A 25,528-nucleotide genomic window follows, 5' to 3' on the forward strand; every position below is an offset into this window, starting at 1 on the left:
ATGCTGCCTCTTAGCATGCCGAAAGATAGCATCGGCATTTTCCTCGTAACGATTAATCAGCATCACGCTGTGATTAGTCGCTACCAACCGTTCGAGTCTGGCGATCACCATCAGAAAGAGAGAGGTTTACCAATGAGTTATCTTTCCCCCGCGGAAATTGATGTGCTGTTTGCGGCACAAAAAGCCTTCTTTGCGTCACGTGCTACCTATGACATTCCTTATCGAAAACATGCCCTTGAAAGACTCAAGGGCGCGATCATTGATAATAGAGAACTACTGTACGCGGCATTAGCGGCGGATTTGGGTAAAACCCGTGAAGTGGTGGATCTCGCTGAGATCGGTGAAGTGTTGCATGAAGTCGATTTCGCCTTAGCCCATCTAGACGAATGGGCAACACCGCAATCAGTTCCAACGCCAGACCTCATTGCCCCTTCCGAGTGCTATGTGGTGCAGGAACCCTACGGCGTCACCTACATCATTGGCCCGTTCAACTACCCGGTCAATCTCACCCTGACACCATTGGTAGGCGCTATCGTGGGTGGTAACACGTGCATTGTGAAACCCTCCGAAACCACTCCGGAAACCTCAGCTGTAATTGAAAAGATTATTTCCGAGACTTTTGCTCCCGAATACATAACCGTAGTTCAAGGCGGCAGAGTGGAAAACAGCCATCTTTTAAGCCTGCCATTCGACTTCATTTTTTTCACTGGTAGCCCCAACGTTGGCAAGGTAGTCATGAAAGCTGCAGCCGAGCACCTCACACCGGTAGTGTTGGAGCTGGGTGGTAAGTGCCCGTTAATCGTGCTCCCAGACGCAGACCTAGATCTTGTCGTCTCACAAGTGATGTTCGGCAAGTTCATAAATAGCGGCCAAACATGCATCGCGCCGGACTACCTATATGTGCACAGCAGCATCAAGGAAGCACTTCTAGCCAAGCTGGTCGAACAGGTTAAACAAGCGCTGCCCGACCTTGACTCGACCGGCAAACTGATCACAGCCCAACAAGTCATTCGTCTCCAGGCGATCCTTGCCCAAAGCCAGGGCCATGTACTGGTCGGTGGCCTGGCCGATGCAGAGAAGCGACTTTTCAGCGCAACCATAGTGGATCAAGTGCAATGGGATGACGCGCTGATGGCTGATGAACTGTTCGGCCCAATCCTGCCGGTATTGACCTTTGACTCGGTCGATACCGCTGTTGAGCTGGTCAATCGGTATCACCCCAAACCATTAGCGGTCTACGTGTTTACCGCTAACAAGGAAATTGCGATACCCATCATCAACCACATCCAGTCCGGCGATGCCCAGGTCAACGGTGTGATGCTGCACGCCTTTTCGCCCTATCTGCCATTCGGTGGCATAGGGGCTTCCGGCATGGGCGAATACCACGGCCATTACAGTTTTTTGGCTTTCACCCATAAAAAATCGGTGCGTATCGTGGGCTGAGCGCTTCTGTCGTCCACTGTTTAAAATGGCCGCTGCTTTTGCAGAGCGGCCATCTTGTATTGCAGACCTTGCTTACGTCTCATGCTGCGCCAACTTGAACCAGTGGCGTAGAAAAGGGCCCTTGAGGGCCGCTTTGTACTCAAACCAAGATCACTTGTCAGCCAAGACTCAACAGCGTCGAAATCACAATGTCTGACGAAAGCTCCTCGGCGCACTAGGTACCCGCCCCATCAATGCCTCTTGAGCATCTCCTGAATCTCATGAGTGGCATCGCGGGTACGCCGAGCCAAGTTCTTCACCTCGTCAGCGACCACTGAGAAGCCGCGCCCCACTTCGCCGGCCCGGGCCGCTTCGATGGCCGCATTGAGGGCCAGCAGGTTTGTTTGCTCGGCGATTGCCTTGATTACACCAACCACTTGAGCGATCTGCTCGTACGTGGCCTGAATGGCTGCTAGCTCCCGATCACGCGCTGCTTCTGCCTGCTTTTCATCACTGATATCACGCACTGCTCCGATTACCCGTCGGAGCACTCCCTGCTCGTTACGCAGACAACGGCCGCGTTCGCGAAACCAAATGTCTCCACGAATCTTGTGGCGCATACGGTACTCGACCACATACGCCAAGTGGCTGTCGCGGCTACGCATCAGCTCATCAAAATTACGCATGACATGCTTGATATCATCGGGATGGGCAATGCGGTTGTAGCTGTCCCAACCATCCGGAAGCTCCTGGCGGCTGTAGCCCAGAAGAGCGAGGAACTGGTCAGTCCAGCGCATCTGACTTTGCGGATGCTCCGGGTCGCCGTTGACGACCAGCAGCTCCCAGCAACCTTCGGTGAGGTTCTGTCGGGTCAGCTCCCAGACTTGATGCTCCTGCTCCCACTCAACCAAACGTGCCTGTTGGCTTGCCAACCGCTGCTCAGCATCCGCCAGTAATTGCTGCAGGCGAAACTGCTCACCGTTGCTTTGCTCCAACTGAAAGCCTAAGACAGTCACTTGCTCGGCGCTACCGCGTTCGATTTGGGCGGCCTGCGTTGACTTGCATCGCGTTAAATACTGCCTCAGTTGTTCGAATGCCTGACGCAATTGCGGCTGTTTGGACAGGACGGTGATGGCGCCCAGATCCACGGGCTGCCCTCCCAGCAGCGCGCCAATCAACGCCGAAAGTTCAGTCGCCCGTTTCGTGTCTGCATTGGAAAACCACATGGCACTCCCTCCCGAGTGCGCTGCCCACTGGCAGCGCACCACTGTACTTAGAAAGATTTGCTGACAGCTGCCACCAGGGTGGCTGAGCAGACATCATCGAAGCCCATGTAACTGGCGCATTCGGCCTTGGACAAGTCGGTGTCGATATAGCTCAGCGACCAGTTCAGGGCGAAGGCCTTTTTGCTCAGCTTGACCTCCCACTCTCGGTAGCTGTCGCGGGCGCTGCCGTTGCTGGAAACCCACACCGGATCCTTGTAGTCGGCCAGACCGTAGCGTAGGTCTAGGCCAATCTCGTAGGGCAACACTTTGGCGTAGCCGAGGTAGCTGTAGAGCATGCTCTGGTCACCCGCGATATCGTCGGAGTAGTAGGCGCCCAGGCGCAGGTCATAGAGGTTGAGCTTGGCGAAGTACTCGCTGTAGTTGAGGCCGCTCTGCTTCGGGTAGTTGTAGTCGAAGTACCCCACGTCCAAGGCGATGTTATCGGTGGCCTGCCAGAAGTAGCCGGCGTAATAGTCCAGCTCCTGACGGGTCTTGCTGCCATTGCCGAAATCCACGTTGGAACTCCACGCCCCGACATACAGCCCAATGGAGTGCGTGAGGGTGGCCGAGCCTTGTACGGCCGGGTCGCCCTGGGTCTGCGAAATGCCCCGCGAACGGTAGTCGCTAAACAGGCCGGCTTCCAGCGCCAGACTGAAATCATCATTGAGGGTAATGGCCTGGGTCACCGTCCAAGGCGCCAGGACGATGCTGACCACGCCGAGTGTCATCATGCGTTTCATCGGTGTCTCCGTTGTTATTTTTGTTGTAAATGGCATGTGTCCGGCGCGGCACTGTATCCCCCTGCGACGCGCTGGTATTTCTCCTTCCGAAGAAGGTTGGCTGCCGGCAAACACGCAGCCGCGAACAACTACCCGCAATGCCGGTCAAGTCGAACTATGCGGACTGAAACTGGGCGGCTGAGCCGACGGTACTCAAGGCGGCGCTTGCGAGTGAGCGCCGTTACTTTTCATAGCCAGCGCTTGTCACGGGTAAAGCCGATCGCCAGCCAGCGGTTAGGGCCTTCGCTTCCGATGGCGGCGGCGATTTCTGCGCGTACGTCGTCAAGATCGCTAACCGGCCAGTGGTTCATCGCCGCTGGCAGGAGGATATGGATCTCGACAAACAGTCCCCGGCCGATCCGGCTGACACAGTGGGAAAAACTCTCGAAGCCGTAGCGCTGGCTCATCCCTGCCATCAGTCCGGCGATCTCACCGTCCAGCTTGGTCGGGGTGATGCGCAGGATCTGCTTCGCCGCCCTCCACACCGTGCGGCACGGTGCCGGAATCAGTCCCAGGGTCAGCAACGCCAGGATCAGCGGATCGATGTAAGGCGTTAGTGCCTCATATTGGCTGCCTTGCAGCAGGTAGCCGGTACTGAATGCGAGCAGCAACGCCAGGCTGATGGAGGTCGACATCAGCCAGCTGTGCAGATCGATCTGGATCAGTTCGGAACGCAGCCGTCGATTGCAACGGCGCAAGTAGCCGTACATCAGCCCGGAGCCCAGCGCCGTCACCAACGCATAGACAATTACTTCGTCAAAAGCCAGCTCCTGTCCGCCACGCATCAACCCGTCAATCGAGTTGACCAGGGCATAGACACAAAGAATCACCAGTACGCTGCCATAGAGCGCCAGCACCATTGGCTCGATATGCCAGTAACCCCGCTGGAAGCGCCGCCCGGGTTGTTTGAGCAACAAGCGTGACACCAGCAAGGAAAGCCCAGCCATTCCCGAGTCAATGGCGTTGAACAACCCGTCGAATACAATCGACTGCGAGCCTGCATAAAGGCCGAAGGCGATCCCCGTACTGGCTAGCAGCAAGGTGGCCACGATCGTCACCTGCAAGGCCCTTTGTTCAGTGGCCATTTTTTACGTGCTCCTATTGCGGGTTGTGCACACGGCCGCGCCGTTTACAGGTCGAGGGTCAGGGTGGGGGTCAGTGCACGCGAAACGCAGAGCATCATCACGTTGCCGCGCGCACGCTCGCCCTCGGTTAGCAACGAGTCACGATGATCCGGAATGCCGTCCAGCACCCGGGTCTCGCACATGCCGCAGATTCCCTGCTCACAGGAAGAGGCGATCTGATGCCCGGCGGCCCGTAGAGCGCCCATGATCGAGCAGTCGGGCGGCACTTCAACCTCGGCGCCACTGCGCGCAAGAATCACCTTGAGGGTTTCTCCCGTTCCAGCGCCGGGTACCGGCACCACGGGTGCGAAACGCTCCAAGTGCAATCGCTCGCTCAGACCGGCTTCGGCGAAGCGCGCACTCAAGGCATCGAGCAGCACTGCTGGGCCGCAGCTGTAGATGTGCTGGCCAGCAGCGGCAGCGACGACAATGGCGTCAAGGTCGAGCAGTCCGACCTCGTCGGTCGGCAGGATCTCTACCCGACCCTGACCCAGCGCTTGCAGCTCCGAGACAAAAGCCATGGAGCGGCGCGCGCGGCCGCCATATAGCAACTGCCACTGCGCGCCAACGCGTTGAGCCACCCGAGCCATGGACAGAATCGGAGTGATGCCGATACCCCCGGCAACGAACAGATACGACTGGTCGGGCTGCAGGGCAAAGGCATTGCGCGGGCCACGGATGGCCAGTTTCTGGCCAACCCGCAGCCGGCCGTGGACTTCCTGCGAGCCGCCGCGCCCTTTGCTTTCCAGCAGCACGCCGATACGCAGGCGATGGCGATCCAGAGGATCGCCGCACAGCGAGTACTGGCGCACTAGGCCTGAGGGCAGCAACAGGTCAATATGCGCGCCCGGAGTCCATTCCGGTAATGGCGCACCGTCGGTGGCCTGCAGTTCAAGGGACATCACGCCTTCGGCCTCCAGCCGCATGCAGGTGATCAGTACCTCGAACTGCGCTCCCTGGGCACTCACGACGACACCCGTTGCTCGTCAACCAAGCGTACCGGCATCTGGTGAGCGCGCTCGATGAATTCGCGGAAGGCCCGGCGGTAGTTCAGGGTGTACAAATCCGAAGGCACCGAGTGCTCGACGACCGTCGCGTCCCAGTCGATCTCGCGTGGGGTGATGGTTGCCGCCACCGGCAGATCCTCGTGGTAGAGCAGCTCTTCGACACGCAGGCATTCCTGCAGATCGCCGCCCTTGTAATCGCGGTCATTTGCCACAGCCCAGAAAATCTTCACGTGGTCATAGGCTTCAGGGCACGGGAAGCCAGCGACTACGCGCTTGCCCAGACGTTCGTAGTCGTAGTTGATCGCGACCAGCCCTGGCGCGACGATGTGGTAGCCCATCATGCAGTCGCCGTCGTTGGCCCACTCGCCCTCGCAGGCCTGCAGCGGCCGATCCATCCAGATGTCCAGGCCATCGCGGCGCACATTGAGCGGTTCAACGGCCGGTTTCACATGGCCCATCATGCCGCGGTGGATGTAGGCAAAATGCGCGACGTCGCCGAAGTTCTCGATGGCCACTGCCACGCCCGTGGGGGAATCCAAAGGCTCGGCGGCCAGCCATTCCAGGTTCATTTCGCGCCATTCGGGCAGGTCATAAAGTTCGAACAGTGGCTCTTCCAGGGTCGCCCAGACATGCCCGTAACGCTCTTCACAGGCGTAAGTATGGACGGCAGCCCCGTTAGGGATCTTGCACTGATCCTCAAGCGATGGAACGTGGCTGCACTTGCCGGTGTGCCCGGAGTACTGCCAGCCGTGGTAAGGACAGGCGATGCTCTCGCCATGCACTTCCCCAAGTGACAGATCTGCGCCCCGGTGCGGGCAGCGCGCCGCTTGCACCACGGCCTTACCGGACTCGGTGCGATACACCACCAGTTTCTCGCCAAGCAGGGTGGCCGACTGCGGTTTTTCAAGATCCATTGAACGAGCGACCGGGAACCATTGGTGGCGCATGGCCTGTTCCGCGCGCTGACGTTGAGTAATTTGGATAGTCATGGGTTTTTCCTCACAGGTTTTCTTATTGTTTAGATGCCAACCAACAGCGCGCCGCCGTTCACCGGCAGCACTTGGCCGGCGATAAACGCAGCCTCGTCGGAGGCGAGAAATGCGACGGCAGCGGCGATTTCTTCCGGATGTACCAGGCGCCCCAGTGGGATGTTGGCTTTCTCCGGCTCGATGTACTCGTCCGGCACCATGCGGGTGAGGATGGCGCCAGGGGTGATGGCATTGACCAGGATGCCTTCGCTGACGAACTCCTTGGACAGGGTCTTCATCAGGCCGAGCTGGGCGGCCTTGCTGACCATGTAGGCGTAGGAGTGGCCGTCCGGCACCTGGCCCCATTGCGAGTTAATGAATATCACCCGCGGCGCGCGGCTCTGGCGCAGGTACGGCAGGGCCGCGCGGGTCAGGTACAGCGGCGCGTGCACATTGATCGCCAGCAGGCGGTTGAAATTGGCATCGTCCGTCTGCTCAAGGCCCGTCATGGAATAGATCAGCCCAGCGTTGTGCACCAGAATGTCGAGGCCGCCCAGTTGCTCGGCGACGTGCGCCACGCAGCGCTCTGCCAGGGCACGGTCGGTGATGTCGACGCCTAAGGCGATGGCGCGGCCGCCCTCCTCGACGATATCCGCAGCGGTGGCGCGGGCAACGTCTTCATCGATATCGACGATCGCCACCGCTGCACCACGGGCTGCCAGCAGGCGCGCATGGGCACGCCCGGCACCACGGCCGGCGCCTGTGATCAGAGCGATCCGGCCGCTGAGCTTCTGTGCCTCGGGCGACAAGTTCAGCACCGACTCGGGAGCCTGGCAGGCCAAGCTCTTCTGGGAATTAGACATGGTTGTGCTCCTGAATCAGACGGTCTTGTGCGGCTGGGTGATGTAGAACATGTTGCCGTCTGGGTCGAACATCGGACGGTAGCGGTAGTGGGTACCGTTGGGGTGCTGCCACTCAATGGGCTTGGCCGTCACCCACTGGACTTTGCCGTCGAGGTAAGCGATGGCGTCGTCCAGGTTCTCCACCTCGAAGGCGAAGGAATCGAAGCCCTGCTTGTCTTCCAGGTTTACAGCCGTGCGGCGCTCAACCGGCGTCGAGTCGGTGGTGTGGAAGAGGTACAGGGTCACGTTGCCCATTTCGATGGCGGCCCAACGCTCTTCGGCCACGTAGGGCAGGAAGAAGCCCAGGCCGAGGGTGCCGTGGTAGAAATCCACCAAGCGCTGCACGTCGTTGGTGAGGATGTCCATGTTGTCGAGGCGTTTGAGCTTGAGCATGGGGTGTCTCCTTTTTGTTCTATGGGTTGAATGTGTTCAGTCGTGAGCCAACCACTGCGGGTGACCACAAGGGCCGCCAGGCAGAGCCGTCAGGGTGCCGCTGGCGACGTCGATAACGAGACTGACCAAGGTGGCGTACTGACCGGCGATTGGCTGGCCAGGGATCGGATGGCAGCAAACCGCACTGATGCTGCCCAAATGGCTGTTCATCGCCGCGAGCACGTGCTGCGGGGTCAAGTCCTGACGGTTAACCAGGCGGCGGGTCAGCAGGTCGTAGCGCACCAGGGTGTCGGGGAACGCGCGGGGTTCGGTGTCGCCTTCACGGGCGGGGCTTGAGAGAAAGTGGTTGGTGTGCACCAGCAGACCGGTGGCATCCGGGAATACCAACCCCGGGCCACCGGGGTGCAGTTCGACCGAGACTGCCGCGCTGGAGTTGTCCACTGCAGCGATCAGGGTGAGCGAGCTTGAAGCTGATACCTTGGCCGAACCCAGCAGTTGCAGGGCCTGGTTGATGTCGTTGCAACTGTCCAGCATCCAGCGCGAGGCCACATGCACCGGCACGCCAATCTCTTTACCGTCGCGCTCGTGGTGCAAGATGTTGAAGTGCACACCCAGGCCACGACTGTTGACGCCGGCCTTGCCGAGAATGCCGAACTCGGTGACCGTGGTGGTCAGGCTCCCGTCGGCATGGGGAATTTCCCAAGTCAGCCACAGGTCGGCGAATTCGGCGTACCAATCCCAAGTCTGTACCGCTACCGGTTTGCCGCTGAACGGTTCGATGCGGACTACGGTGGAACACTCGCCACGCAATTGCGCGCCCAGGTAGGCGAGAATTTCGGTGCGTGCATTGATGGCGCCAAGATAGGCCACTTCGACGCCGGAGCCCTCCGCCATACCGAGCAGCTCTTGATACAGCGGCGGCGCGAAGGCCTCAATCTGCGCCAGGGCTTGAGCTCCTAGCGCACGCAAGTCGAATGGGCGGGTAGCGACGCGGTCGAATAAAGCCTGATAGGTCTCCACGCTGGTGTGAATCTTTTGCGCATGTTGCTGGCCGAACTCACGGCCGCGTGCCGTCGGCTCAGTATGCGTAGAGCGAAAAACGAAGGTCATTTCAACAACTCCAATTGCGGTGCTACTTGACGGGCGACGTCATCCAGGCGGGCGAACCAAACGTCGCCGTCGCCGACCATGCGCTCGACAAAACGCTCCAGTTGTTCGAAGCGCGCGGCACGGCCGATTACTTCTGGATGCATGGTGAAGCTGGTGTGGCGGCCATCTCGGCGGGCCGACTCGTACTCCGCCAACCAACTGTCGAACAGCGCACGTGGCGCGGTGAAGTTGCCGCCGTTATCGATGCCCCAGCCGAACATCGGATAGTCATCCAGCGACCAGTGCACCGGCAGCTCGAGAATTGATGCGCCGTTCCAAGTTTCAAAGTAGGGACGGTCGTCGCCCATGCAGCTGGAGTCGTAGATGAACCCGTTGGCAAGCACCAGCTCGAAGGTCTCCGGAGTCAGTTCCCAGGACGAAGAGCGATAACCGACCGGCTTCGGCGCTCCGGCCCGGGCCAGCGCTTCCAACCCCTGGTACATCTCATCGGCCTGCTGCTCAGCGCTGACCTTGTCGCTGCGCAAGTGCATATGGCCATGGTGACCAATCTCGTGGCCTTCCCTGAGCAGCATTTCCACTAGATGCGGGTGCTGCTCGGCGGTGTAACCAGGCACGAAAAAGGTCGCCGGAATCTTGTGCCTGCGCAGCAGTTCGAGAATCCGAGGCACGCCACGGGTCACCCCAAACCGCCCTTCGGACAGACTGGTCAGGCGACGTGCGAATGTCGGGCTTTCGCCGAGAAAACCAGCCTCCGCATCGACGTCGAAGGTCAAGGAAACGCCTGTTGATTTGGGCGCTGGCCACCGTAGTTTTGGGTTCTGGGTGTTCATCGATTTGACTCGCAATAAAGTTGAAATCAGTCGTGATTTTGCTTATCGCAGGCGCACATCTGCCCGTGGGCTAGGGACTGCGCGGGTAGCACAGCCAGAGCTCGACAACTCCGATAAGGTTTTTTTGCGTGTTAGATAACGGTCAGCTTGGCGGAGATCCACACCACCGCGACCGCCGCGATTAGCGCCAGGTAAGGCAGGATGCCGGCCCTGGCATGGGGAAGTTCGATATCGCGACGCATCGACTCAGGAAACTGACCCTTGTCCTGAATGTAGTGGCGATAGATAAACACCGGGATGATCAGCAGCGTGGCAACCAGGCCATTGCGCAACGTGTTCTCGCCGAGAAAGTTGGCGCCGGCACCGACGAACACCAGGTCGACAAAACCGCACAGCGCACCTAATCCCAACAACCAGCCGGAGCACTTGTAAGCGCGAGGCCAGTCGGCGCGATCGAGCCGGTGAATCCAGCCGGATTGCAGGTTGAGAAAGACGAAGATCATGTAGCAGACGTTGGAGATCGCCAGCACCGACATGTAGTTCGACATCAGCAGCAGAACCAGGTTGAACACCAAATCCGTCCACATTGCGCGTGTCGGCGCGCCGTGCTCGTTGACGTGGGACAGATACTTGGGCAACCAGCCGTCCACAGAAGCCTGATAAAGGGTGCGCGAGGAACCCATCATCGAGGTCATCACCAGCAGCAGGATCGACAGCATCATCATCACGATGATCACGTTAAACACCACCGCGCCGCCACCCACAAACTTGGCCATCGCCGCGCCCACCCCGGAGCCGTCGACAATGCTTGGCGCGAGCATGCCGGAAAGGCCCAGCTCACCTTGGAAGGCCAATGGCACAGTAATGAACATGAACAGGCACAACAGACCGGAGGCAAAAATTGCCTTGAACGTGTCCTTCTGCGGATCCTTGAACTCGCGGGTATAGCAGACGGCGGTTTCGAAGGCGAAGGTCGACCAGCAAGCGAGAAACATAGCGCCCATCGCCAAGCTGATACCCGCCGCGTTCCAACTGCCCATGATTGCAGCACCGGATGCATCGTGGCTCAGTGGCAGCAACGGCAGGAAATTACTCGACGGCATATCGCCGGTGATCATCGGTACCAGCGACACCACCAGCAAGGGGGCGAGCGAGGCGATACCGAGGATGCGTTGCATTTTCGCGGCGGCCGCCGCGCCACTGTGTTGCATCTTGAAGGTGATCAGCAGGAACAGCGTCGCCAGGATAAAGGTGGCGTTGATTCGTAGCGTCAGGCCCGCCGTGATAAAGCCAAGGTCTAACAAAGTGATCTGCCAGGTGTTGATTACCGAGTCGGCGGGGAACAAGCAACTGAGCATATAGCCCGCCGCCAGGCTGGTGCCCAGCGCCAGCATCGGCGACCAGGCGAGCCAGTTGCACCACACGGAAACAGGCGCGACAAACTTGCTGTAACGCACCCAGCCCAACGCGCCGTAGACCGAGGCCCCGCCGGATTTGTGTGGATAGAGGCCGGAAATTTCGGCGTAGGTGAAGCACTGCGCGAAGCCGATCAGCATCGCGATTACCCATATAAACCAAGCTGGCTGACCGATAAAGGCGGCAACCCCTCCGATGGTGAAAAGCACACTAACCGGAACCCCACTGGTGACCCAGAACGCATCTTTCCAGGTCAGGCTGCGTTTGAGCTCATGGTTCTGGTCAGACACAGGGGCCACCTTTGCGGTACTGCCGAGTACCGCGTCTAGCCTAGCGCCGGAATTGGATTGCTGCATGGCGTGTCACCTCTTGTTTTTTTATAGATGCACAACACAGCGCTTACTGGTCACGGAAGCCATTGCAATGCGCATGTGAGACATAAATAACCATCAAATCGCGCAACGCGCAACAAAAATCTATTTTTATAACGCAATGCGCAGAAGGTAAACGACAGACGGAAAGCGGCCTTCACGCCAAAACATTGGTTTAGAGCGGCGCTAGGCAAGTTTGAGAAGTGCGAGCGGCAGAAGGCGCTTGTGCGCGCCTAGATCTGATAGGGGTGCGCAGAAAAAACGTAAAAAATCTGTGTTTTGCGCATTCTGACTAACTCACCGGTCTGGTCGGTGAGTTTTGGGGGAGAAACGGAGGGGGAAGACTCTGGCGCAGGGAGGTAACGATCAGCTATCCCTTTCAGCCTCTGGCAGGGTGAACCGAATCTTGTGCACCTTCACCTCCTGCATGGTGCGTACGTCACGAACACCAGGCAGGCTGCGCACGCGCTGCTGCAGCGCCCAGAGGCTATCGTCATCGCTACAGAGCACCTGCACACAAATATCCGCGGTGCCCATGGTCGTCGACAGATAGCTGACCTGCGGCCAGCGGCCCAAGGTATCGACCGCCCGCTCATGATCCTGCGGCTCCACGTTGACGAACAGTAACGCCAGCTTGGCATGCCCCAGCTTGGACGGGTCGGTGAACGCCAGGATCTGCAGGATACCCTGGTCTTGCAGGCGCTTGACCCGCACACGGATGGTGGCCTCGGGCACCGAGAGGTTGCGCGCGACTTCGCGATAGGCTCGGCGGCCATCTTCTTGAAGCTCACGAACGATTCCGAAGTCCAGCGGATCGAGGGTCGATATAGACATGGTCAAGGCTTCCATCGGTGGACGCAGGGGTGCGCGGCTCTGCAGACGACGAGCAGCCCTCAGGTTAAAAACGGCTCAAAGGCTAGCAGATTAAGGTGCGGGTTATTAGGGGCCGATCGCGAATCCCAGGCGATGCCTACGCCAACCACACACGTACAAAATGAGTATCGCGTACAAAAACAAGCAACAAACCACATCATGAGCAAATTATAGTGCATTTTTATGTTGATTGCGCAAAAAATACCGGGTAGTTTTTACGCAAACAACAATCAGGCATTACCACGCGGGATACTCTGCGCGCTAAAAGCACCAAAAGAGGCTCACCATGCAATTCGCCCACGAAACTGAAGCCCAAGCATTTCTGACAAACAATCCCGATATCGAGCTTTTCGAACTGTTCATCCTTGATGCCAACGGCGTGCCCCGCGGAAAGCTGCTTCATCGCGAAGAACTGCTGGCCGTCTACCGCAGCGGCCGACCACTCCCCAGCACCATCTTGGGTCTGACCCTGGGCGGCGACGACGTGGAGAACAGCGGGCTGGTCTGGGATGTGGGTGATATCGACTGCCGCGCCTACCCGCTGGCCGATAGCCTGGTGCGCCTGCCATGGCGCAAGGTACCGACCGCCGCCGTGCAGGTCAGCATGCACCCGCAAGAAGGCCTGCCGGCCACTGTGGCGGATCCTCGCCACCTGCTGATGCGAGTTATAGAAGCACTGGAGGCTGACGGCTTGCACCCGGTAATGGCCTGTGAACTGGAGTTCTACCTGCTCGATGCCCGCAACGACGCCAACGGTCGCCCGCAACCCGCTCTAGACGCAGATGGCGGCCGACCTAGACAAACTCAGGTCTATGGTCTGCGTGAACTGGAGCAAATCGAGCCGTTTCTTGGCGATCTCTACGCCGCCTGCAAGGCCCAGGGCATTCCGGTGCGCACGGCGATTTCCGAATACGCCCCCGGCCAGGTGGAAATCACCCTGGAGCACGGCCCTGCTCTGCAAGCCATGGATCAGGCTGTGCGGTATAAGCGTCTGGTCAAGGGCATTGCCCATGCCCATGGTATGCGCGCCTGCTTTATGGCCAAACCCTTTGATGACCTTGCCGGAACCGGTATGCACATGCATGTCAGCCTGGCCGATGCCGCAGGCAACAACCTGTTCGCCAGCGAAGACAAGGCCGGCACGCCACTCCTGCGTCAGGCGGTGGGCGGCATGCTCGAATCACTGCTCGATTCGCTCTTGCTGTTCTGCCCAAATGCAAACTCCTATCGCCGCTTCCAAGCTAATAGCTACGCACCGCTGGCGCCTACCTGGGGTGTCGACAACCGCACCGTCTCGCTGCGAGTGCCAGGTGGCCCGGCCTATACCCGCCATGTGGAACACCGCATCTGTGGCGCCGATGCCAACCCATATCTGGCGGCGGCGGCCATCCTTGCCGGCTGCCATCGCGGCATCCAGCAACGCCTCGACCCCGGCGCACCGGTAGAAGGCAATGGCTACGCCCAGGCTACCACCCTGCTACCCACTGACTGGCTCAGTTCAATCAGTGCCCTCGAACGCTCAAGCTGGGCGCGCGATGCCTTAGGTCAGGATTTCCTCAAGGTGTACTTGGCGGTCAAGCAAGCGGAATACCGTCAATTCATGGCTGAGGTCGGCGAGCAAGACTGGCGCTGGTACCTGACCCAGGCTTGAAATTGCAACGACCGGTTACACAGACCAAGCGCCGCCCGAGTCGCGGCGCAGCACACAGGAGCCAAGCCATGACCGCCTTGAATAAAGCCGTCATCCCTGCCGCTGAGCGGACGCAGTCCTACTACAGCGCAACCCTCAAGCAAGAGACCGACTACCCCACCTTGCAGGGTGAAGTGAGTGTTGACGTCGTCATCATCGGCGGTGGTTTTACTGGCGTTGCCAGTGCCGTTGAACTGGCCGAGCGCGGCCTCAAAGTCGCCCTGATCGAGACCCACAAGATCGGCTGGGGGGCCAGCGGCCGCAATGGCGGTCAAGTTACCAGCAGCCTGTCCGGCGACGAGGCGATGCGCAAGCAAATGCGCAAGTCGCTCGGAACGGAAGTGGACAACTTTATCTGGCGCCTGCGCTGGCGTGGCCAGGAAATTATCGAGGCTAGGGTCGCCAGGTACGGCATCGACTGCGACCTTAAGCACGGCCATCTGCACGCGGCAATGAAATCCGCCCATATGGAAGAGCTGCGCAGCTTCCATGACGAGGCCCAGCGTCGCGGGCTGGGCGACAGCGTCACCCTGCTCGATCGCGCCGGAGTACGCGCCCACTTGGCCAGCGACCAATACTTGGGCGCATTGAAGAACACCCGCAACCTGCACCTGCACCCACTCAACCTGTGCATCGGTGAGGCACGTGCGGCAGAAAGCCTCGGCGTGCTGATCTTCGAGCACTCCGAAGTGCTGAAGATCATCCACGGTGACCGCCCGAGCGTCGTCACTGCACAGGGCCGGGTCAACGCCAAACAGGTGATGCTGGCCGGTGACGTCTACCACAAGCTGGAACCCAAACAGCTCAAGGGCAAGATTTTCCCGGCGATGGGCGGCATTGTGACGACCGCGCCTTTGGGCGACCTGGCCCGACAGCTCAACCCGCAGGATCTGGCAGTCTACGACTGTCGTTTTGTCCTCGATTATTACCGAATGACCGCCGACGGCCGGCTGCTGTTCGGTGGAGGCGCCAACTACTCCGGACGCGACTCGCGGGACATCGCCGGCGAACTTCGCCCTTGTATCGAACGTACTTTCCCGCAGCTCAAGGGTGTGGATATCGAGTTCCAGTGGAGCTGTGCCATGGGCATCGTGGTCAATCGTATCCCCCAGCTCGGCAAGCTGTCAGACAATGTCTGGTACTGCCAGGGCTATTCGGGGCACGGTATCGCCACCAGCCACATCATGGGCGAGATCATGGCCGAAGCGATCACCGGCAGCCTTCGCCACTTCGATACCTTCGCCGCCTGCAAGCATATCAAGGTGCCGCTCGGCGACATCTTCGGCAACCCGATGCTGGCGGCAGGCATGTGGTACTACCAGATGCTGGAAAAGCTGCGCTGAGACCGCCCCTGCCTGTCCGACCCGCTGGCCCATGTGTACTGCGGTTCGGCCATTCAATCTAAGAGATCAACAATGTCCCGCATCCCCGTAGTCGCGGTCAGCGCTTGCACTAAACAGTTAGGCCTGCACCCCTTCCATATCGTCGGCGACAAGTATGTCAGGGCGGTAGTCCAGGGCGCTGGCGCCCTGCCGTTGGTGGTGCCGGCACTGGCCGAGTTGATTGATATTCATACCCTCCTCGCGAACGTCGACGGTCTGTTGCTCACCGGCTCGCCCACCAATATCGAACCCCACTATTACCAAGGCCAGCCCAGTAAGCCCGGCACCCCGCACGACCCGGCCCGTGACGCCAGCAACCTACCGCTGATCAACGCGGCATTGCATGCCGGCGTGCCGCTGTTGGCGATCTGTCGTGGCTTTCAGGAGCTCAATGTGGCACTGGGTGGCAGTCTGTACCAATGCGTACACGAGGTCGGTCGCTATGCCGATCATCGCGAGCCCACCGACCAGCCGGTGGAGGTGCAATACGCCGCGCGTCAGGCTCTGTTGGTGCAGCCCGGTGGTCTGCTTGAGGCCATGGGCCTGGCGGGCCGGATACAGGTCAACTCGATCCACGGCCAGGGCATCGACCGCCTGGCCGAACGCCTGCGCATCGAGGCCCTGGCGCCGGACGGACTGATCGAGGCGGTGACGGTGATAGATGCCGAGGCCTTCGCCCTCGGCGTGCAGTTTCACCCCGAATGGCAGGTGCGCAGCCACCCCGACTACCTGGCGATCTTCCAGGCCTTCGGCGCCGCCTGCCGCCAGCGCGCAGTGCAACGTTAAAACCAATCCATCCCGATTTCAGGAGTACGCAACATGCCCCTTTCCCTTGCAGTCTGGGAACAGCGCGCCAAATCCATGTCGATCGAAACCCGTGCCTTCATCAACGGTCAGTACACCGCTGCTGTATCTGGTGAAACCTTCAATTGCATCAGCCCGATCGATGGCCGCCTTCTGGGCAAGGTAGTCAGCTGTGACTTGGCCGACGCCGAGTTGGCAGTTGGGAATGCTCGCGCTACCTTCGAATCCGGTGTGTGGTCACATCTGGCGCCAATCAAACGTAAGGAAGTGATGATCCGCTTCGCTGACCTGATCCAAACCCACGGCGAAGAACTCGCCTTGCTGGAAACCCTGGACATGGGCAAACCCATCGGCGACTCGCTGAGCGTCGATATTCCGGGCGCTTCGCGGGCGATCCGCTGGAACGGCGAAGCCATCGACAAGATTTACGACGAAGTGGCCGCCACCAGCCACGACCAACTGGGCTTGATTACCCGTGAACCGATCGGCGTCGTCGCGGCCATCGTGCCGTGGAACTTCCCGCTGCTGATGACCTGTTGGAAACTAGGCCCGGCGCTGGCCAGTGGTAACTCGGTGATCCTCAAGCCGTCCGAAAAGTCGCCACTGACCGCCCTGCGTCTGGCTCAATTGGCGATCGAGGCCGGCATTCCAGCCGGTGTGTTCAATGTGCTGCCCGGATTCGGTCATACCGCCGGCAAGGCCCTAGCCCTGCACATGGACGTCGACACTTTGGTATTCACTGGCTCCACCCGGATCGCCAAGCAACTGATGATCTACGCCGGTGAATCCAACATGAAACGCGTCTGGCTGGAAGCCGGCGGGAAGAGCCCGAACATCGTCTTCGCCGACGCTCCCGACCTGCAGGCCGCCGCCGAAGCTGCAGCCAGCGCTATCGCCTTCAACCAGGGCGAAGTCTGTACCGCCGGCTCACGCCTGCTAGTGGAACATTCGATCAAGGACAAATTCCTGCCGCTGGTGGTAGAGGCGCTCAAAGCCTGGAAGCCGGGCAATCCACTAGATCCGGCAACCAACGTCGGCGCCCTAGTGGATACCCAGCATCTGAGCTCCGTGTTGGGTTACATACAAACTGGCCAAGCCGAGGGTGCCAAATTGGTGGCCGGCGGCAAGCGCACTTTGGAAGAGACGGGTGGCGTTTATGTCGAACCGACCATCTTCGACGGAGTTAGCAATACGATGAAGATCGCGCGGGAAGAAATCTTCGGCCCAGTACTTTCGGTCATCGCGTTCGACGACGTCGAAGAGGCCGTGCACATAGCCAACGACAGTGTCTACGGACTTGCGGCGGCGGTTTGGACTAGCAACCTGTCAAGGGCGCACCGGGTCGCGAAGGCTCTGCGTGCGGGTAGTGTCTGGATAAACCAATACGATGGTGGCGACATGACCGCACCTTTTGGGGGCTTCAAGCAGTCGGGCAACGGTCGCGATAAGTCGCTCCACGCCTTCGACAAGTACACCGAGCTCAAAGCCACGTGGATCAAGCTCTGACGCCCACACGACCCAAGCTCGCAATTCCGGAATAATGAACAACCACTATAAGTCGGCGTGCCGCCCGATGGCACGTCAGCGGGCCTACGCTTAAAAACGCACTTTAAGTATTAACAGCATCAGTCTATCTTTTCCTATAAAAAAGGCCCTCGCAGGGCCCTTTTGTACTCAAACCAACATCACTTTGTCAGCCAGGACTCCACGGTGTCAGAACCGTATTTCGCTTTCCATTCCTTCAGCGTCCGGTGGTTGCCGCCTTTGGTTTCTACGACTTCGCCGGTCTCTGGATTTTTGTAGACCTTCACTTGGCGAGGCTTGCGAGTGCTGCTCTTCGACTCCGCAGCGGGTGCGTGACGACCAGCCTTTGGATCAAGTAGGTTGACGATGTCTCTCAAGCTGAAGCCGTACTTCGCCAACAGGGCACGAAGCTTTGTTTCGAACTCGATTTCTTGCTTCAAGCCGGCGTCACCTTTTAAGGTTTCAAGCGCTTGGAGCTGCTCGGCCAGGTGCTTTTCAAGCTGACGAAATTCTGCAAGTTTGGACATGGTTAACCTCGTAAACGATTGCTTATGTGAGATTGGGTGAACCAAATAATCAGTCCGTTCACCCCTTAAGAGTTGGGGTAAGAATATCTCACAAAGCATCGAACGTGCACCTCAGTGTAAGTTCGCGCGACCCGCTACTATTTATCAACGAGGACATCGGGCGTTGGGAGAAAGCGTCCACCCGATGTACGTCGACGACAATTACTTCGTAGGCTTAACCCGCCTCGCTGATACAGACCACTTTGGGCTGCGTCATATCCTCATACGCAAACCGAACACCTTCGCGCCCAAGACTTCCGTACTTAAAACCACCGAAAGGCATGGCATCGAAACGATAATCGGAAGAATCATTGATCATCACACCACCCGCTTCGATTTGACGCGCTAGTTTCAAAGCCTTGGAAATATCACGTGTGAAGAGACCAGCATGCAAGCTGTACTCCGTTGCGTTGGCCAGAGCAACAGCGTCATCCAGATGGTCAAAAGGCTCCAGAATAACCACCGGAGCGAAGACTTCCTGCTGCCAAATCGTACTGCTATGCCTCACACGCTCAAGCACGGTCGGCGCATAGCTTCCCACTTGCCGATGGTGCCCACATAGAAGGACGGCACCTTCGGCCAGTGCTTCATTTACCAATTGTTCGGTACGACGGGCCGATTGTTCCGTAATCATCGGGCCTACATCCGTTGCTCGCTGGTCAGGATCGCCCACCACCAATGCGCGCGTTTGGCTGACAAAACGCTCACGGAAATCCTCATAAATTGAGCTATGTATAAGGATGCGTTGCGTGCCGATGCAATTCTGCCCTGCCGCCCAAAAGGCACCCGACACACAGGACTCCACGGTCGGTTCGATATCACAATCTTCAAGCACAAGAACCGGGGCATTTCCTCCCAGATCCATTGCTAGCTTCTTCAACCCAGCACTACGAGCAATGGCCTCACCCGTGGCAAAACCACCCGTAAAGGAAATCATCCGAACTTCGCGAACCTCCACCAACGCTTTACCCAAGTCGACACCACCTGTAGCCGGGGTAATCACAGAGGGTGGAAGACCCGCTTCCACCAAGCACTCAACGAGCTTGAGTGCAGACAGCGGCGCGAGTTCCGAGGGTTTCAAAATCACGGCATTGCCACCGGCGATTGCCGGGCCGAGTTTATGGGCGACCAAATTCAGCGGATCGTTATAGGGCGTGATTGCGACGATAAGTCCCAAGGGTTCCCGCGTGAACCAACCTTGACGCGATTCCGATCCTTCATAAGCCCCAAATGGAATCACTTCCCCGGCGTTACGACGCGCCTCTTCCGCAGATAGCTTCAACGTGTTCACGCAACGCTTCACTTCCTTCTCTGCTTGTCGCAGCGTTTTTCCCGCCTCTGCAACGATCAGCTTGGCGAATGCATCAGACTCAAGCTCCACACACCGGGCGGCGTCCTCAAGAATGCGCGCGCGAAGGTGACGAGGCATTGCCGCACTCTCGCGCACGCCGATTCGCGCACGCTCCAGCAAGCCAGGAACTGCGGCTGCATCGAGGCAAGGTACGCTCCCTACCAAACGACCATCGAATGGACTGAACACACCAATCTGTTTGGCTTCAACAAGCTGGATACTGGCCATGCTGGATACGCTCATGACTATCTCCTGTTATTTACTGTGGGCGGTGTGGATGGCAACGATGTCCGACAGCAATGCGAAGGCCGTCTCGATACGCCCCGCTCCCGGGCCCGATACGGTGACAGCGCCCAGTAGTCCAGTATTGAACGACACGGCATTCGTGGCGCCGGCAATACCTGCCAGAGGGTGCGAGTTCGGCAGCAGCCGGGCCTCGACACTCGCTCGAACCGAGCCATCGGTTTCACGTTCGGCTGAGCCAATCAGTTTCCAGCTCGCGCCATTTGCACTTGCCTGAGCAATATCTTCCGCGCTGATATTGCTGATACCCGAACACGCTACATCACTGACATTCAATCGTGCATTGAGCAGTTCATTGGCCAGGATCACCACCTTGAGGCGTACGTCAAACCCTTCCACATCGGCGGTTGGATCTGCCTCGGCGTAGCCGAGCTGTTGCGCTTGTACGACGGCATCGTTGAACGCCAAGCCGTCTTTCATTTGGGTGAGCACGTAGTTGGAAGTGCCGTTCAGGATGCCTTCGAAGCCTTGTACGTTGGCACCCGCCAAGGCCTGCTTGGCGAGACGAATCACAGGGGTGCCACTCATCACCGCCCCCTCGTATTCGAAAGCCACCTGGTTGCGACGGGCCAACGCCTTGAGCTCGGCACCGTGCAGCGCAATAGGCCCCTTATTGGTGGTCACTACATGAATGCCACTTTCCAAGGCCCAGCGGCAAAAGGTAGTTGCGGGCTCGCCATCCACCGGGTTGGTGAAAGTGGCCTCAGCGATAATGTCTGCACCGGAATGCTTGATCACGGTTTCGTTGAAGGCCTCAGCATTGCCGCCGGGCAGTTGAGCGAGTGCACCTTTCTCAATCGGCAGCGCGACCAACTGCTGTGCATCCAGACCATCTTTAGCAACGATGGAGCCGAGGAACAGATCCGTGACACCGACAATTTTAATAGTGAAGCCCAGAGACTCTTTCCACTCGGCATTACGATCGGCGACCAATTGGGCGAAGCCACGGTTCACGCCACCAAACCCTACCAAGGCAATTTTGTACTCAGTCATAAAAGCTGTTCCTTTATTGATGTTGTTCGATAGGAACATCCTAAGAGCCGGGCTTTGGCAGTTGAATATGGCAGTTTGCTGTATTAGTTGGGCGTTTTGCCCAAGCACGATCTTTTAAAACACCGCAGAAAGGACGAACGATGTCACGGTGTTTTCCACCCCTGACATGGCCGCGATTTCCTTCCACACGAGATGGACACGTTCAGGTGTGGCGGCATTCACGCGCAGCATTAAATCGAACTCACCACTGAGTACTTCACATTGCACGACTTCGGGAATGGAGCGCAGCGCAGCCAGTACTTCTTCGCCACGCATGCGGTCGTAGCGGTAGACGAAGATCACCGCGCTGATAAGCGACGTAGGCCGCCGGGACTCACCGAGAAGTACCGTATAGCCCTGGATCGCACCGTCGCGCTCAAGACGCTCGATGCGCTGGCGCACAGCATTGCGCGACAAGTTGATCTTGGCACCCAGTTCGATATGGGCTATTCGCGCATTAGCGGTAAGTTCGGCCAGTATGCGCTCGTCCAGCGGATCCAGAATGCGCTTCATGAAAGCCTCTGCTCCGCCACACGAAGAGACTGGCACAGCCCCTCCAGATCGTCCTTGGCCAGGTAAGGTGGTTGCGCGCGCACCTCGACAGTGCTCGGAACGTTTGCTTGCCACACGCCCAGCTCTGCCAACAGCGCCGCCGACTTGGCCGGCGCAATTTGCCCGAAGGTGACCATTGGCGCCCCCAGACTGCGTCGATGAAGCCGGCCGGCCAGTACTCCGACAGCGGTGTGAGGATCGATGGCCGAGCCTGTCTCTCGGAATAGTTCGACCACCTCATCGCGCACCTGGGATTCGTCTACCGCATAGGAATCGAAGAGTACTCGGGCACGCAGCCATTGCTGATTGCCGATGCTCATTTCTCCGCAACTTTCAAAATGCTCCATCAGCGCTTTTGTTGAGCAGCCATCGTGCTCGTAAATCTCCCAAATAAACCGCTCCAGGTTGGAATACAACGAGAAGTCCATCCCCGGCGACACTGTTCGATCGGTCACCCGGGTGAAGTAGCGATTGCAATGAAAAAACTGGTGCAGGGCATCATTGCTGTTGGTGGAAATGATCACCTGATTGATGGGTAATCCCATTTTCTGCGCAATATAGCCTGCGTAGATCTCGGCCGAGCTGGCAGCTGGAACACTGAAGCCAACGGGACGCGAGCCACCGCCCAGTTGCAAGGCCGCGTGGAAGTAAAAAACAATCTGGGCAAGGACGCCGATCCAATTGGTCGAGTTGAAACAGACTGGCATCACTCCGTCCAACGGCCACTCACGCAAGAGTCGGGAGACCAGTGTCTGACAATCATCGAAATTTCCGTCAACCGCAAACAGCTGAACCCGCTGCGGGTCGGCTGCCTGCAAGGCACTGAGTTGCTCAGGCGCAAGCCCGTCGCGCGGATAAAGTATCGCCATGCGGGCGGCCGGGCAGTTAGCAAAGGCTTCAAGCGCAGCTAGTCCGGTATCACCATTAGTTGCACCGACCACCAACGCTTCTTTACCAACCTCCCCCAGAAAATGCTCGACCAGGCGCGCCTGCAATTGCGCGGCGAAATCTTTGGAAGAACGGGTCGGGCCATGAAACAGCTGGAGTATCCACTCGTTATGCCCGATCTGCTCAAGCGGTGTAATAGCGCGGTGCTTGAATTGTTGATAGCTGTCACTGAGCAAGCCACGCAGGATGCTTTCGTCCATTGACGAGCCAACAAAGGGCGAGATTATCCGCCATACCAACTCATCAAACGGCAGCCATGACCAGCTGGTAATTTGTTTCTCAGTGAATACTGGCAAACTGGTCGGGACATACAGGCCTCCATTTTCGGCGAGCCCCGACAGAACCACACTGCGAAAATCCGCCCGCATGTTACCGCCACGTGTGCTTACATAATCCATGACCACTCCCCAATCGGTATTACAGAAGGCGATGGGCTTGAGCCACCAGCCAGGTAGAAAAATTTGCGGCATCTGGCGATAGCGCTTCGGCCTGTTCGTGTACCAGATAAAAAGATTCGCTAGCCTCAATTCGGTGACTGAATGGCGCAACCAATTGCCCACTGTTAAGCAAATCCTCGACCACGGAAGAGCGTGCCAGCGCAACGCCCTGCCCCAATTCGGCCATGCGGATCGTGGAGATCAGCGTGTCAAACTGAAGGCCACGGGAATAGTCGACGTCGTCTGCTCCTACTCGCTTCAACCAGTAACCCCAACCTTCTTCGTAACCCAACACGTGAAGCAGGGAATGGTTCATCAAGTCGCGAGGCTCATGTATGGGTGAGTTGGCCATGAGCGTCGGGGAGCAAACAGGCTGAAGGATGTCCCAGGTCAATCGCTGAGCGTGCAAGCCCGACCACTCACCGCATCCCCAGCGAATCTCCAAGTCGTCCTCGCCATCCGGTTCTTTCACCCAGATATTGCTGATATATCGAATATCGATCTGCGGATACTCTCGACAAAAATCCGCGAGCCGTGGGGCCAACCAGTAGTGAAGAAAGGAAAGGCTGCCACGCACCTTCAAATGTCTTCGATTGTGCTGGCCGAAAATCTCGTTTGTGCCGACTGCAAGGCGACTGATCGCGTCTTGTACGACAGGCAGGTACGACTGTCCTTCCTCGGTCAAGCCAAGCCCTCGAGGCAAGCGCTTGAACAGCGCCACCCCGAGGTGACTTTCCAACTGACGGATCTGCTGACTCACAGCCCCTTGAGTCAAATGGAGTTCTTCTGCCGCGTGGGTAAAGTTCAAATAACGCGCCGATACTTCGAATGCCCTCAACCAATTCAAGGGTGGTAGTGATTTTTGACTCATCGGCGCAACCTCATCAGGGCTTTATCTTCGCTCAATCATTGCCTGATAACTTCACGCGGTGCCAGAGGAATGAACAGCGGCGGCTAAAGCCAACCGCTCTGCCCTCTTGTTGCGAGTGATCCAGTAAACGAAATAACACCACGCGATAAAGGGAAGGCCGAAGTAAAGCGCCACTCTCTGCTCAGGATCAAAAGCGATACCCACACAGGCCAGCAGACAACACAAAATCGCACCGATAGGCACCCACGGATAGCCACGCACACGGAAATGCAGGTCTTCAACTCGTCCGCCATTGGCGACGTATTGACGACGGAACGCGATCTGGCTAGCAGCAATGCTCATCCACACAACTACGACCGCCAGCCCGGAAATGGACACCAAAGCTAAGTAAACCGTATCAGGGGCAAGCACACTGCTGAGCAGAGAAGCCACTGCACCTGCCATACTAAGAACGATGGCGTTCACCGGTGTGCCCCGACTGGAGAGCCTGGCGTAGCGCTTAGGCATATGTCCTTGATCGCTCAATGTCCACAGCATGCGCGATGCTGCATACAGCCCCGAGTTAGCGGCGGAAATCAGTGCCGTGAGAATGACGAAGTTCATGATGTCGGCAGAGTATGGGATGCCAATCAGCTCAAATACCATGACGAACGGGCTTTCCACGAGACCCGCTTGCTCTCGTGGGAGTAACGTCGCAAGGACGAAAATTGTCCCCACAAAAAACAGTGCCAAACGTACCACTGTCGTACGGATTGCCTTGGGCACGCTAGTTTGTGGATCTTGCGCTTCACCTGCCGCAATCCCGATCAGCTCAGTTCCGGAAAATGCAAAGGACACAGCCAGGAGAGTCATTGCAATGGGTAAGAACCCGGTGGGGAAAAGCCCCTCACGTGTGAAGTTGGATAATCCCGCACCTGGCAAATTCTGTATCTGAAAAAGACCGAGAATTGCCGCTCCGCCAATCACGATGAACGTGATAACGGTCAGAACCTTAATCAGCGAAAGCCAAAATTCAGTCTCCGCAAACAACCGAACAGAAACAACATTGCTTGAGAAAACGGCAATGGCAAACAGTGCACTCCAAATCCACACCGGGGTGTCAGGAAACCACCGAACCATCAGTATGCCCGCAGCAGTAAATTCAGAACCGATGGCGACCGCCCAAGTGAGCCAGTAAAGCCAAGCCACTGTATAGCCGGTGCCCGGGCCCAGGTATCGCGTCGCGTAACTACTGAACGATCCGGTTTCTGGCATCTGTACAGCCAACTCACCGAGACAGACCATGACCAAATACACCATCACTGCACCGATGATGTAAGCGATCACTGCACCGAGCGGCCCTGCCTGATTAACCGTGTAACCGGAGGTCAGGAATAAGCCCGTGCCGATCACACCGCCCAACGCCAACATAACGATGTGGCGGGTTTGCATTTCTTTTTTGAAATGCGAATTTGGATCGGGCTGCTTTTCTTCTATCTGAGTGGACATAGTTGTATTCTCATGAAATGGGCGGACAAACGCCTTGTAACTGACTTTTTGGCAGTACAATTTTTTTGTCGCTAGATTTTATTATTTTCATTCTTCATGAAGGGCTTTAGATGGATATCG

Annotated in this window: 22 protein-coding genes and 2 pseudogenes; 5 read left to right on the plus strand and 19 right to left on the minus strand. The window is 58.0% G+C overall.

All coding sequences use genetic code 11. The features are described 5' to 3' along the window. Nucleotides 1-1,443 carry an NAD(P)-dependent benzaldehyde dehydrogenase MdlD gene (mdlD, locus tag PMA3_RS26290; RefSeq protein ID WP_237140669.1) on the plus strand — a complete coding sequence of 481 codons (1,443 nt, stop codon included), beginning with the start codon at nt 1-3 and terminating at the stop codon, nt 1,441-1,443. A 242-nt stretch (nt 1,444-1,685) separates the two neighbouring features. On the opposite strand, the pseudogene PMA3_RS33770 reads toward mdlD, so the two are convergent. From PMA3_RS33770 to PMA3_RS26340, 12 genes and pseudogenes are all read right to left on the minus strand, one after another. Continuing rightward, nucleotides 1,686-1,895: pseudogene (locus PMA3_RS33770) on the minus strand (methyl-accepting chemotaxis protein); the annotation flags it as partial. Between the two features lie 27 nt (nt 1,896-1,922). Beyond that, nucleotides 1,923-2,648, minus strand: a pseudogene (locus PMA3_RS33465) (PAS domain-containing protein); the annotation flags it as partial. Nucleotides 2,649-2,695: 47 nt separating this feature from the next. Continuing rightward, nucleotides 2,696-3,427 carry a TorF family putative porin gene (locus tag PMA3_RS26300; protein WP_064679909.1) on the minus strand — a complete coding sequence of 244 codons (732 nt, stop codon included), beginning with the start codon at nt 3,425-3,427 and terminating at the stop codon, nt 2,696-2,698. A 227-nt stretch (nt 3,428-3,654) separates the two neighbouring features. After that, complete coding sequence (locus tag PMA3_RS26305; protein ID WP_064679910.1) at nt 3,655-4,551, minus strand: cation diffusion facilitator family transporter; 897 nt, start codon at nt 4,549-4,551, stop codon at nt 3,655-3,657. 44 nt (nt 4,552-4,595) lie between these two features. Beyond that, on the minus strand, nt 4,596-5,558 hold the full coding sequence (locus PMA3_RS26310) for a PDR/VanB family oxidoreductase (protein ID WP_202970121.1): 963 nt from the start codon (nt 5,556-5,558) through the stop codon (nt 4,596-4,598). Further along, nucleotides 5,555-6,586, minus strand: coding sequence for an aromatic ring-hydroxylating oxygenase subunit alpha (locus PMA3_RS26315; RefSeq protein WP_064679911.1), 1,032 nt, complete (start codon nt 6,584-6,586; stop codon nt 5,555-5,557). Before PMA3_RS26315 ends, PMA3_RS26310 begins: the two co-directional genes overlap by 4 nt. A gap of 29 nt (nt 6,587-6,615) precedes the next feature. Then, nucleotides 6,616-7,428 (minus strand): SDR family NAD(P)-dependent oxidoreductase, encoded by an 813-nt coding sequence (locus PMA3_RS26320; RefSeq protein WP_082930428.1) that lies wholly within the window; start codon nt 7,426-7,428, stop codon nt 6,616-6,618. Between the two features lie 15 nt (nt 7,429-7,443). After that, on the minus strand, nt 7,444-7,860 hold the full coding sequence (locus tag PMA3_RS32965; RefSeq protein WP_202970122.1) for a VOC family protein: 417 nt from the start codon (nt 7,858-7,860) through the stop codon (nt 7,444-7,446). 36 nt (nt 7,861-7,896) lie between these two features. Next, on the minus strand, nt 7,897-8,970 hold the full coding sequence (locus PMA3_RS26325; RefSeq protein ID WP_202970123.1) for a C45 family autoproteolytic acyltransferase/hydrolase: 1,074 nt from the start codon (nt 8,968-8,970) through the stop codon (nt 7,897-7,899). Continuing rightward, on the minus strand, nt 8,967-9,743 hold the full coding sequence (locus PMA3_RS26330) for a polysaccharide deacetylase family protein (RefSeq protein WP_237140670.1): 777 nt from the start codon (nt 9,741-9,743) through the stop codon (nt 8,967-8,969). The genes PMA3_RS26325 and PMA3_RS26330 overlap by 4 nt, the downstream gene beginning before the upstream one ends. Before the next feature lie 188 nt (nt 9,744-9,931). Beyond that, on the minus strand, nt 9,932-11,506 hold the full coding sequence (locus PMA3_RS26335) for a trimethylamine N-oxide permease (protein ID WP_237140671.1): 1,575 nt from the start codon (nt 11,504-11,506) through the stop codon (nt 9,932-9,934). A gap of 447 nt (nt 11,507-11,953) precedes the next feature. Continuing rightward, nucleotides 11,954-12,421, minus strand: a complete 468-nt coding sequence (locus PMA3_RS26340) for an Lrp/AsnC family transcriptional regulator (protein ID WP_064679913.1) — start codon at nt 12,419-12,421, stop codon at nt 11,954-11,956. Nucleotides 12,422-12,746: 325 nt separating this feature from the next. Here PMA3_RS26340 and PMA3_RS26345 point away from each other — a divergent pair, with 325 nt between their 5' ends. The 4 genes from PMA3_RS26345 (at nt 12,747) to PMA3_RS26360 (ending at nt 17,842) form a co-directional block, all read left to right on the plus strand. After that, a complete protein-coding gene (locus PMA3_RS26345; RefSeq protein WP_064679914.1) occupies nt 12,747-14,111 on the plus strand; it encodes a glutamine synthetase family protein in 1,365 nt (454 codons plus the stop codon). A gap of 68 nt (nt 14,112-14,179) precedes the next feature. Next, nucleotides 14,180-15,493, plus strand: a complete 1,314-nt coding sequence (locus PMA3_RS26350; protein ID WP_064679915.1) for an NAD(P)/FAD-dependent oxidoreductase — start codon at nt 14,180-14,182, stop codon at nt 15,491-15,493. Between the two features lie 72 nt (nt 15,494-15,565). Then, entirely contained in the window at nt 15,566-16,318 is a 753-nt protein-coding gene (locus tag PMA3_RS26355; RefSeq protein ID WP_064679916.1) for a gamma-glutamyl-gamma-aminobutyrate hydrolase family protein, read from the plus strand. A gap of 33 nt (nt 16,319-16,351) precedes the next feature. Then, nucleotides 16,352-17,842, plus strand: coding sequence for an aldehyde dehydrogenase (locus tag PMA3_RS26360; RefSeq protein ID WP_064679917.1), 1,491 nt, complete (start codon nt 16,352-16,354; stop codon nt 17,840-17,842). Nucleotides 17,843-18,021: 179 nt separating this feature from the next. On the opposite strand, the gene PMA3_RS26365 is transcribed toward PMA3_RS26360, so the two are convergent. From PMA3_RS26365 to PMA3_RS26395, 7 genes are all read right to left on the minus strand, one after another. Further along, complete coding sequence (locus tag PMA3_RS26365; RefSeq protein WP_064679918.1) at nt 18,022-18,387, minus strand: histone-like nucleoid-structuring protein, MvaT/MvaU family; 366 nt, start codon at nt 18,385-18,387, stop codon at nt 18,022-18,024. Between the two features lie 214 nt (nt 18,388-18,601). Further along, the gene (locus PMA3_RS26370; RefSeq protein WP_064679919.1) at nt 18,602-20,020 is read right to left on the minus strand and encodes an aldehyde dehydrogenase family protein; all 1,419 of its coding nucleotides are present in this window, start codon (nt 20,018-20,020) and stop codon (nt 18,602-18,604) included. Nucleotides 20,021-20,032: 12 nt separating this feature from the next. Beyond that, nucleotides 20,033-21,073, minus strand: a complete 1,041-nt coding sequence (locus PMA3_RS26375) for a homoserine dehydrogenase (protein ID WP_064679920.1) — start codon at nt 21,071-21,073, stop codon at nt 20,033-20,035. A 114-nt stretch (nt 21,074-21,187) separates the two neighbouring features. Further along, on the minus strand, nt 21,188-21,625 hold the full coding sequence (locus PMA3_RS26380) for an Lrp/AsnC family transcriptional regulator (RefSeq protein WP_020797502.1): 438 nt from the start codon (nt 21,623-21,625) through the stop codon (nt 21,188-21,190). Further along, entirely contained in the window at nt 21,622-23,010 is a 1,389-nt protein-coding gene (gene thrC, locus PMA3_RS26385) for a threonine synthase (RefSeq protein ID WP_064679921.1), read from the minus strand. The genes PMA3_RS26380 and thrC overlap by 4 nt, the downstream gene beginning before the upstream one ends. A gap of 19 nt (nt 23,011-23,029) precedes the next feature. Continuing rightward, entirely contained in the window at nt 23,030-23,920 is an 891-nt protein-coding gene (locus tag PMA3_RS26390; protein WP_064679922.1) for a LysR substrate-binding domain-containing protein, read from the minus strand. Nucleotides 23,921-23,971: 51 nt separating this feature from the next. Next, nucleotides 23,972-25,408, minus strand: a complete 1,437-nt coding sequence (locus PMA3_RS26395; protein ID WP_064679923.1) for an amino acid permease — start codon at nt 25,406-25,408, stop codon at nt 23,972-23,974. Nucleotides 25,409-25,528 lie beyond the last annotated feature (120 nt).

Origin of the sequence: Pseudomonas silesiensis (genome assembly GCF_001661075.1) — a bacterium.
Classification (GTDB): domain Bacteria; phylum Pseudomonadota; class Gammaproteobacteria; order Pseudomonadales; family Pseudomonadaceae; genus Aquipseudomonas; species Aquipseudomonas silesiensis.

Excerpts from the sequence above, each read along its gene's own strand:
- mdlD (WP_237140669.1), top strand. The coding sequence starts at position 1 with ATGCTGCCTCTTAGCATGCCGAAAGATAGCATCGGCATTTTCCTCGTA.
- PMA3_RS26300 (WP_064679909.1), bottom strand. The coding sequence starts at position 3,427 with ATGAAACGCATGATGACACTCGGCGTGGTCAGCATCGTCCTGGCGCCT.
- PMA3_RS26305 (WP_064679910.1), bottom strand. The coding sequence starts at position 4,551 with ATGGCCACTGAACAAAGGGCCTTGCAGGTGACGATCGTGGCCACCTTG.
- PMA3_RS26315 (WP_064679911.1), bottom strand. The coding sequence starts at position 6,586 with ATGACTATCCAAATTACTCAACGTCAGCGCGCGGAACAGGCCATGCGC.
- PMA3_RS26320 (WP_082930428.1), bottom strand. The coding sequence starts at position 7,428 with ATGTCTAATTCCCAGAAGAGCTTGGCCTGCCAGGCTCCCGAGTCGGTG.
- PMA3_RS32965 (WP_202970122.1), bottom strand. The coding sequence starts at position 7,860 with ATGCTCAAGCTCAAACGCCTCGACAACATGGACATCCTCACCAACGAC.
- PMA3_RS26325 (WP_202970123.1), bottom strand. The coding sequence starts at position 8,970 with ATGACCTTCGTTTTTCGCTCTACGCATACTGAGCCGACGGCACGCGGC.
- PMA3_RS26340 (WP_064679913.1), bottom strand. The coding sequence starts at position 12,421 with ATGTCTATATCGACCCTCGATCCGCTGGACTTCGGAATCGTTCGTGAG.
- PMA3_RS26345 (WP_064679914.1), top strand. The coding sequence starts at position 12,747 with ATGCAATTCGCCCACGAAACTGAAGCCCAAGCATTTCTGACAAACAAT.
- PMA3_RS26350 (WP_064679915.1), top strand. The coding sequence starts at position 14,180 with ATGACCGCCTTGAATAAAGCCGTCATCCCTGCCGCTGAGCGGACGCAG.
- PMA3_RS26355 (WP_064679916.1), top strand. The coding sequence starts at position 15,566 with ATGTCCCGCATCCCCGTAGTCGCGGTCAGCGCTTGCACTAAACAGTTA.
- PMA3_RS26360 (WP_064679917.1), top strand. The coding sequence starts at position 16,352 with ATGCCCCTTTCCCTTGCAGTCTGGGAACAGCGCGCCAAATCCATGTCG.
- PMA3_RS26365 (WP_064679918.1), bottom strand. The coding sequence starts at position 18,387 with ATGTCCAAACTTGCAGAATTTCGTCAGCTTGAAAAGCACCTGGCCGAG.
- PMA3_RS26370 (WP_064679919.1), bottom strand. The coding sequence starts at position 20,020 with ATGAGCGTATCCAGCATGGCCAGTATCCAGCTTGTTGAAGCCAAACAG.
- PMA3_RS26375 (WP_064679920.1), bottom strand. The coding sequence starts at position 21,073 with ATGACTGAGTACAAAATTGCCTTGGTAGGGTTTGGTGGCGTGAACCGT.
- PMA3_RS26380 (WP_020797502.1), bottom strand. The coding sequence starts at position 21,625 with ATGAAGCGCATTCTGGATCCGCTGGACGAGCGCATACTGGCCGAACTT.
- thrC (WP_064679921.1), bottom strand. The coding sequence starts at position 23,010 with ATGGATTATGTAAGCACACGTGGCGGTAACATGCGGGCGGATTTTCGC.
- PMA3_RS26390 (WP_064679922.1), bottom strand. The coding sequence starts at position 23,920 with ATGAGTCAAAAATCACTACCACCCTTGAATTGGTTGAGGGCATTCGAA.
- PMA3_RS26395 (WP_064679923.1), bottom strand. The coding sequence starts at position 25,408 with ATGTCCACTCAGATAGAAGAAAAGCAGCCCGATCCAAATTCGCATTTC.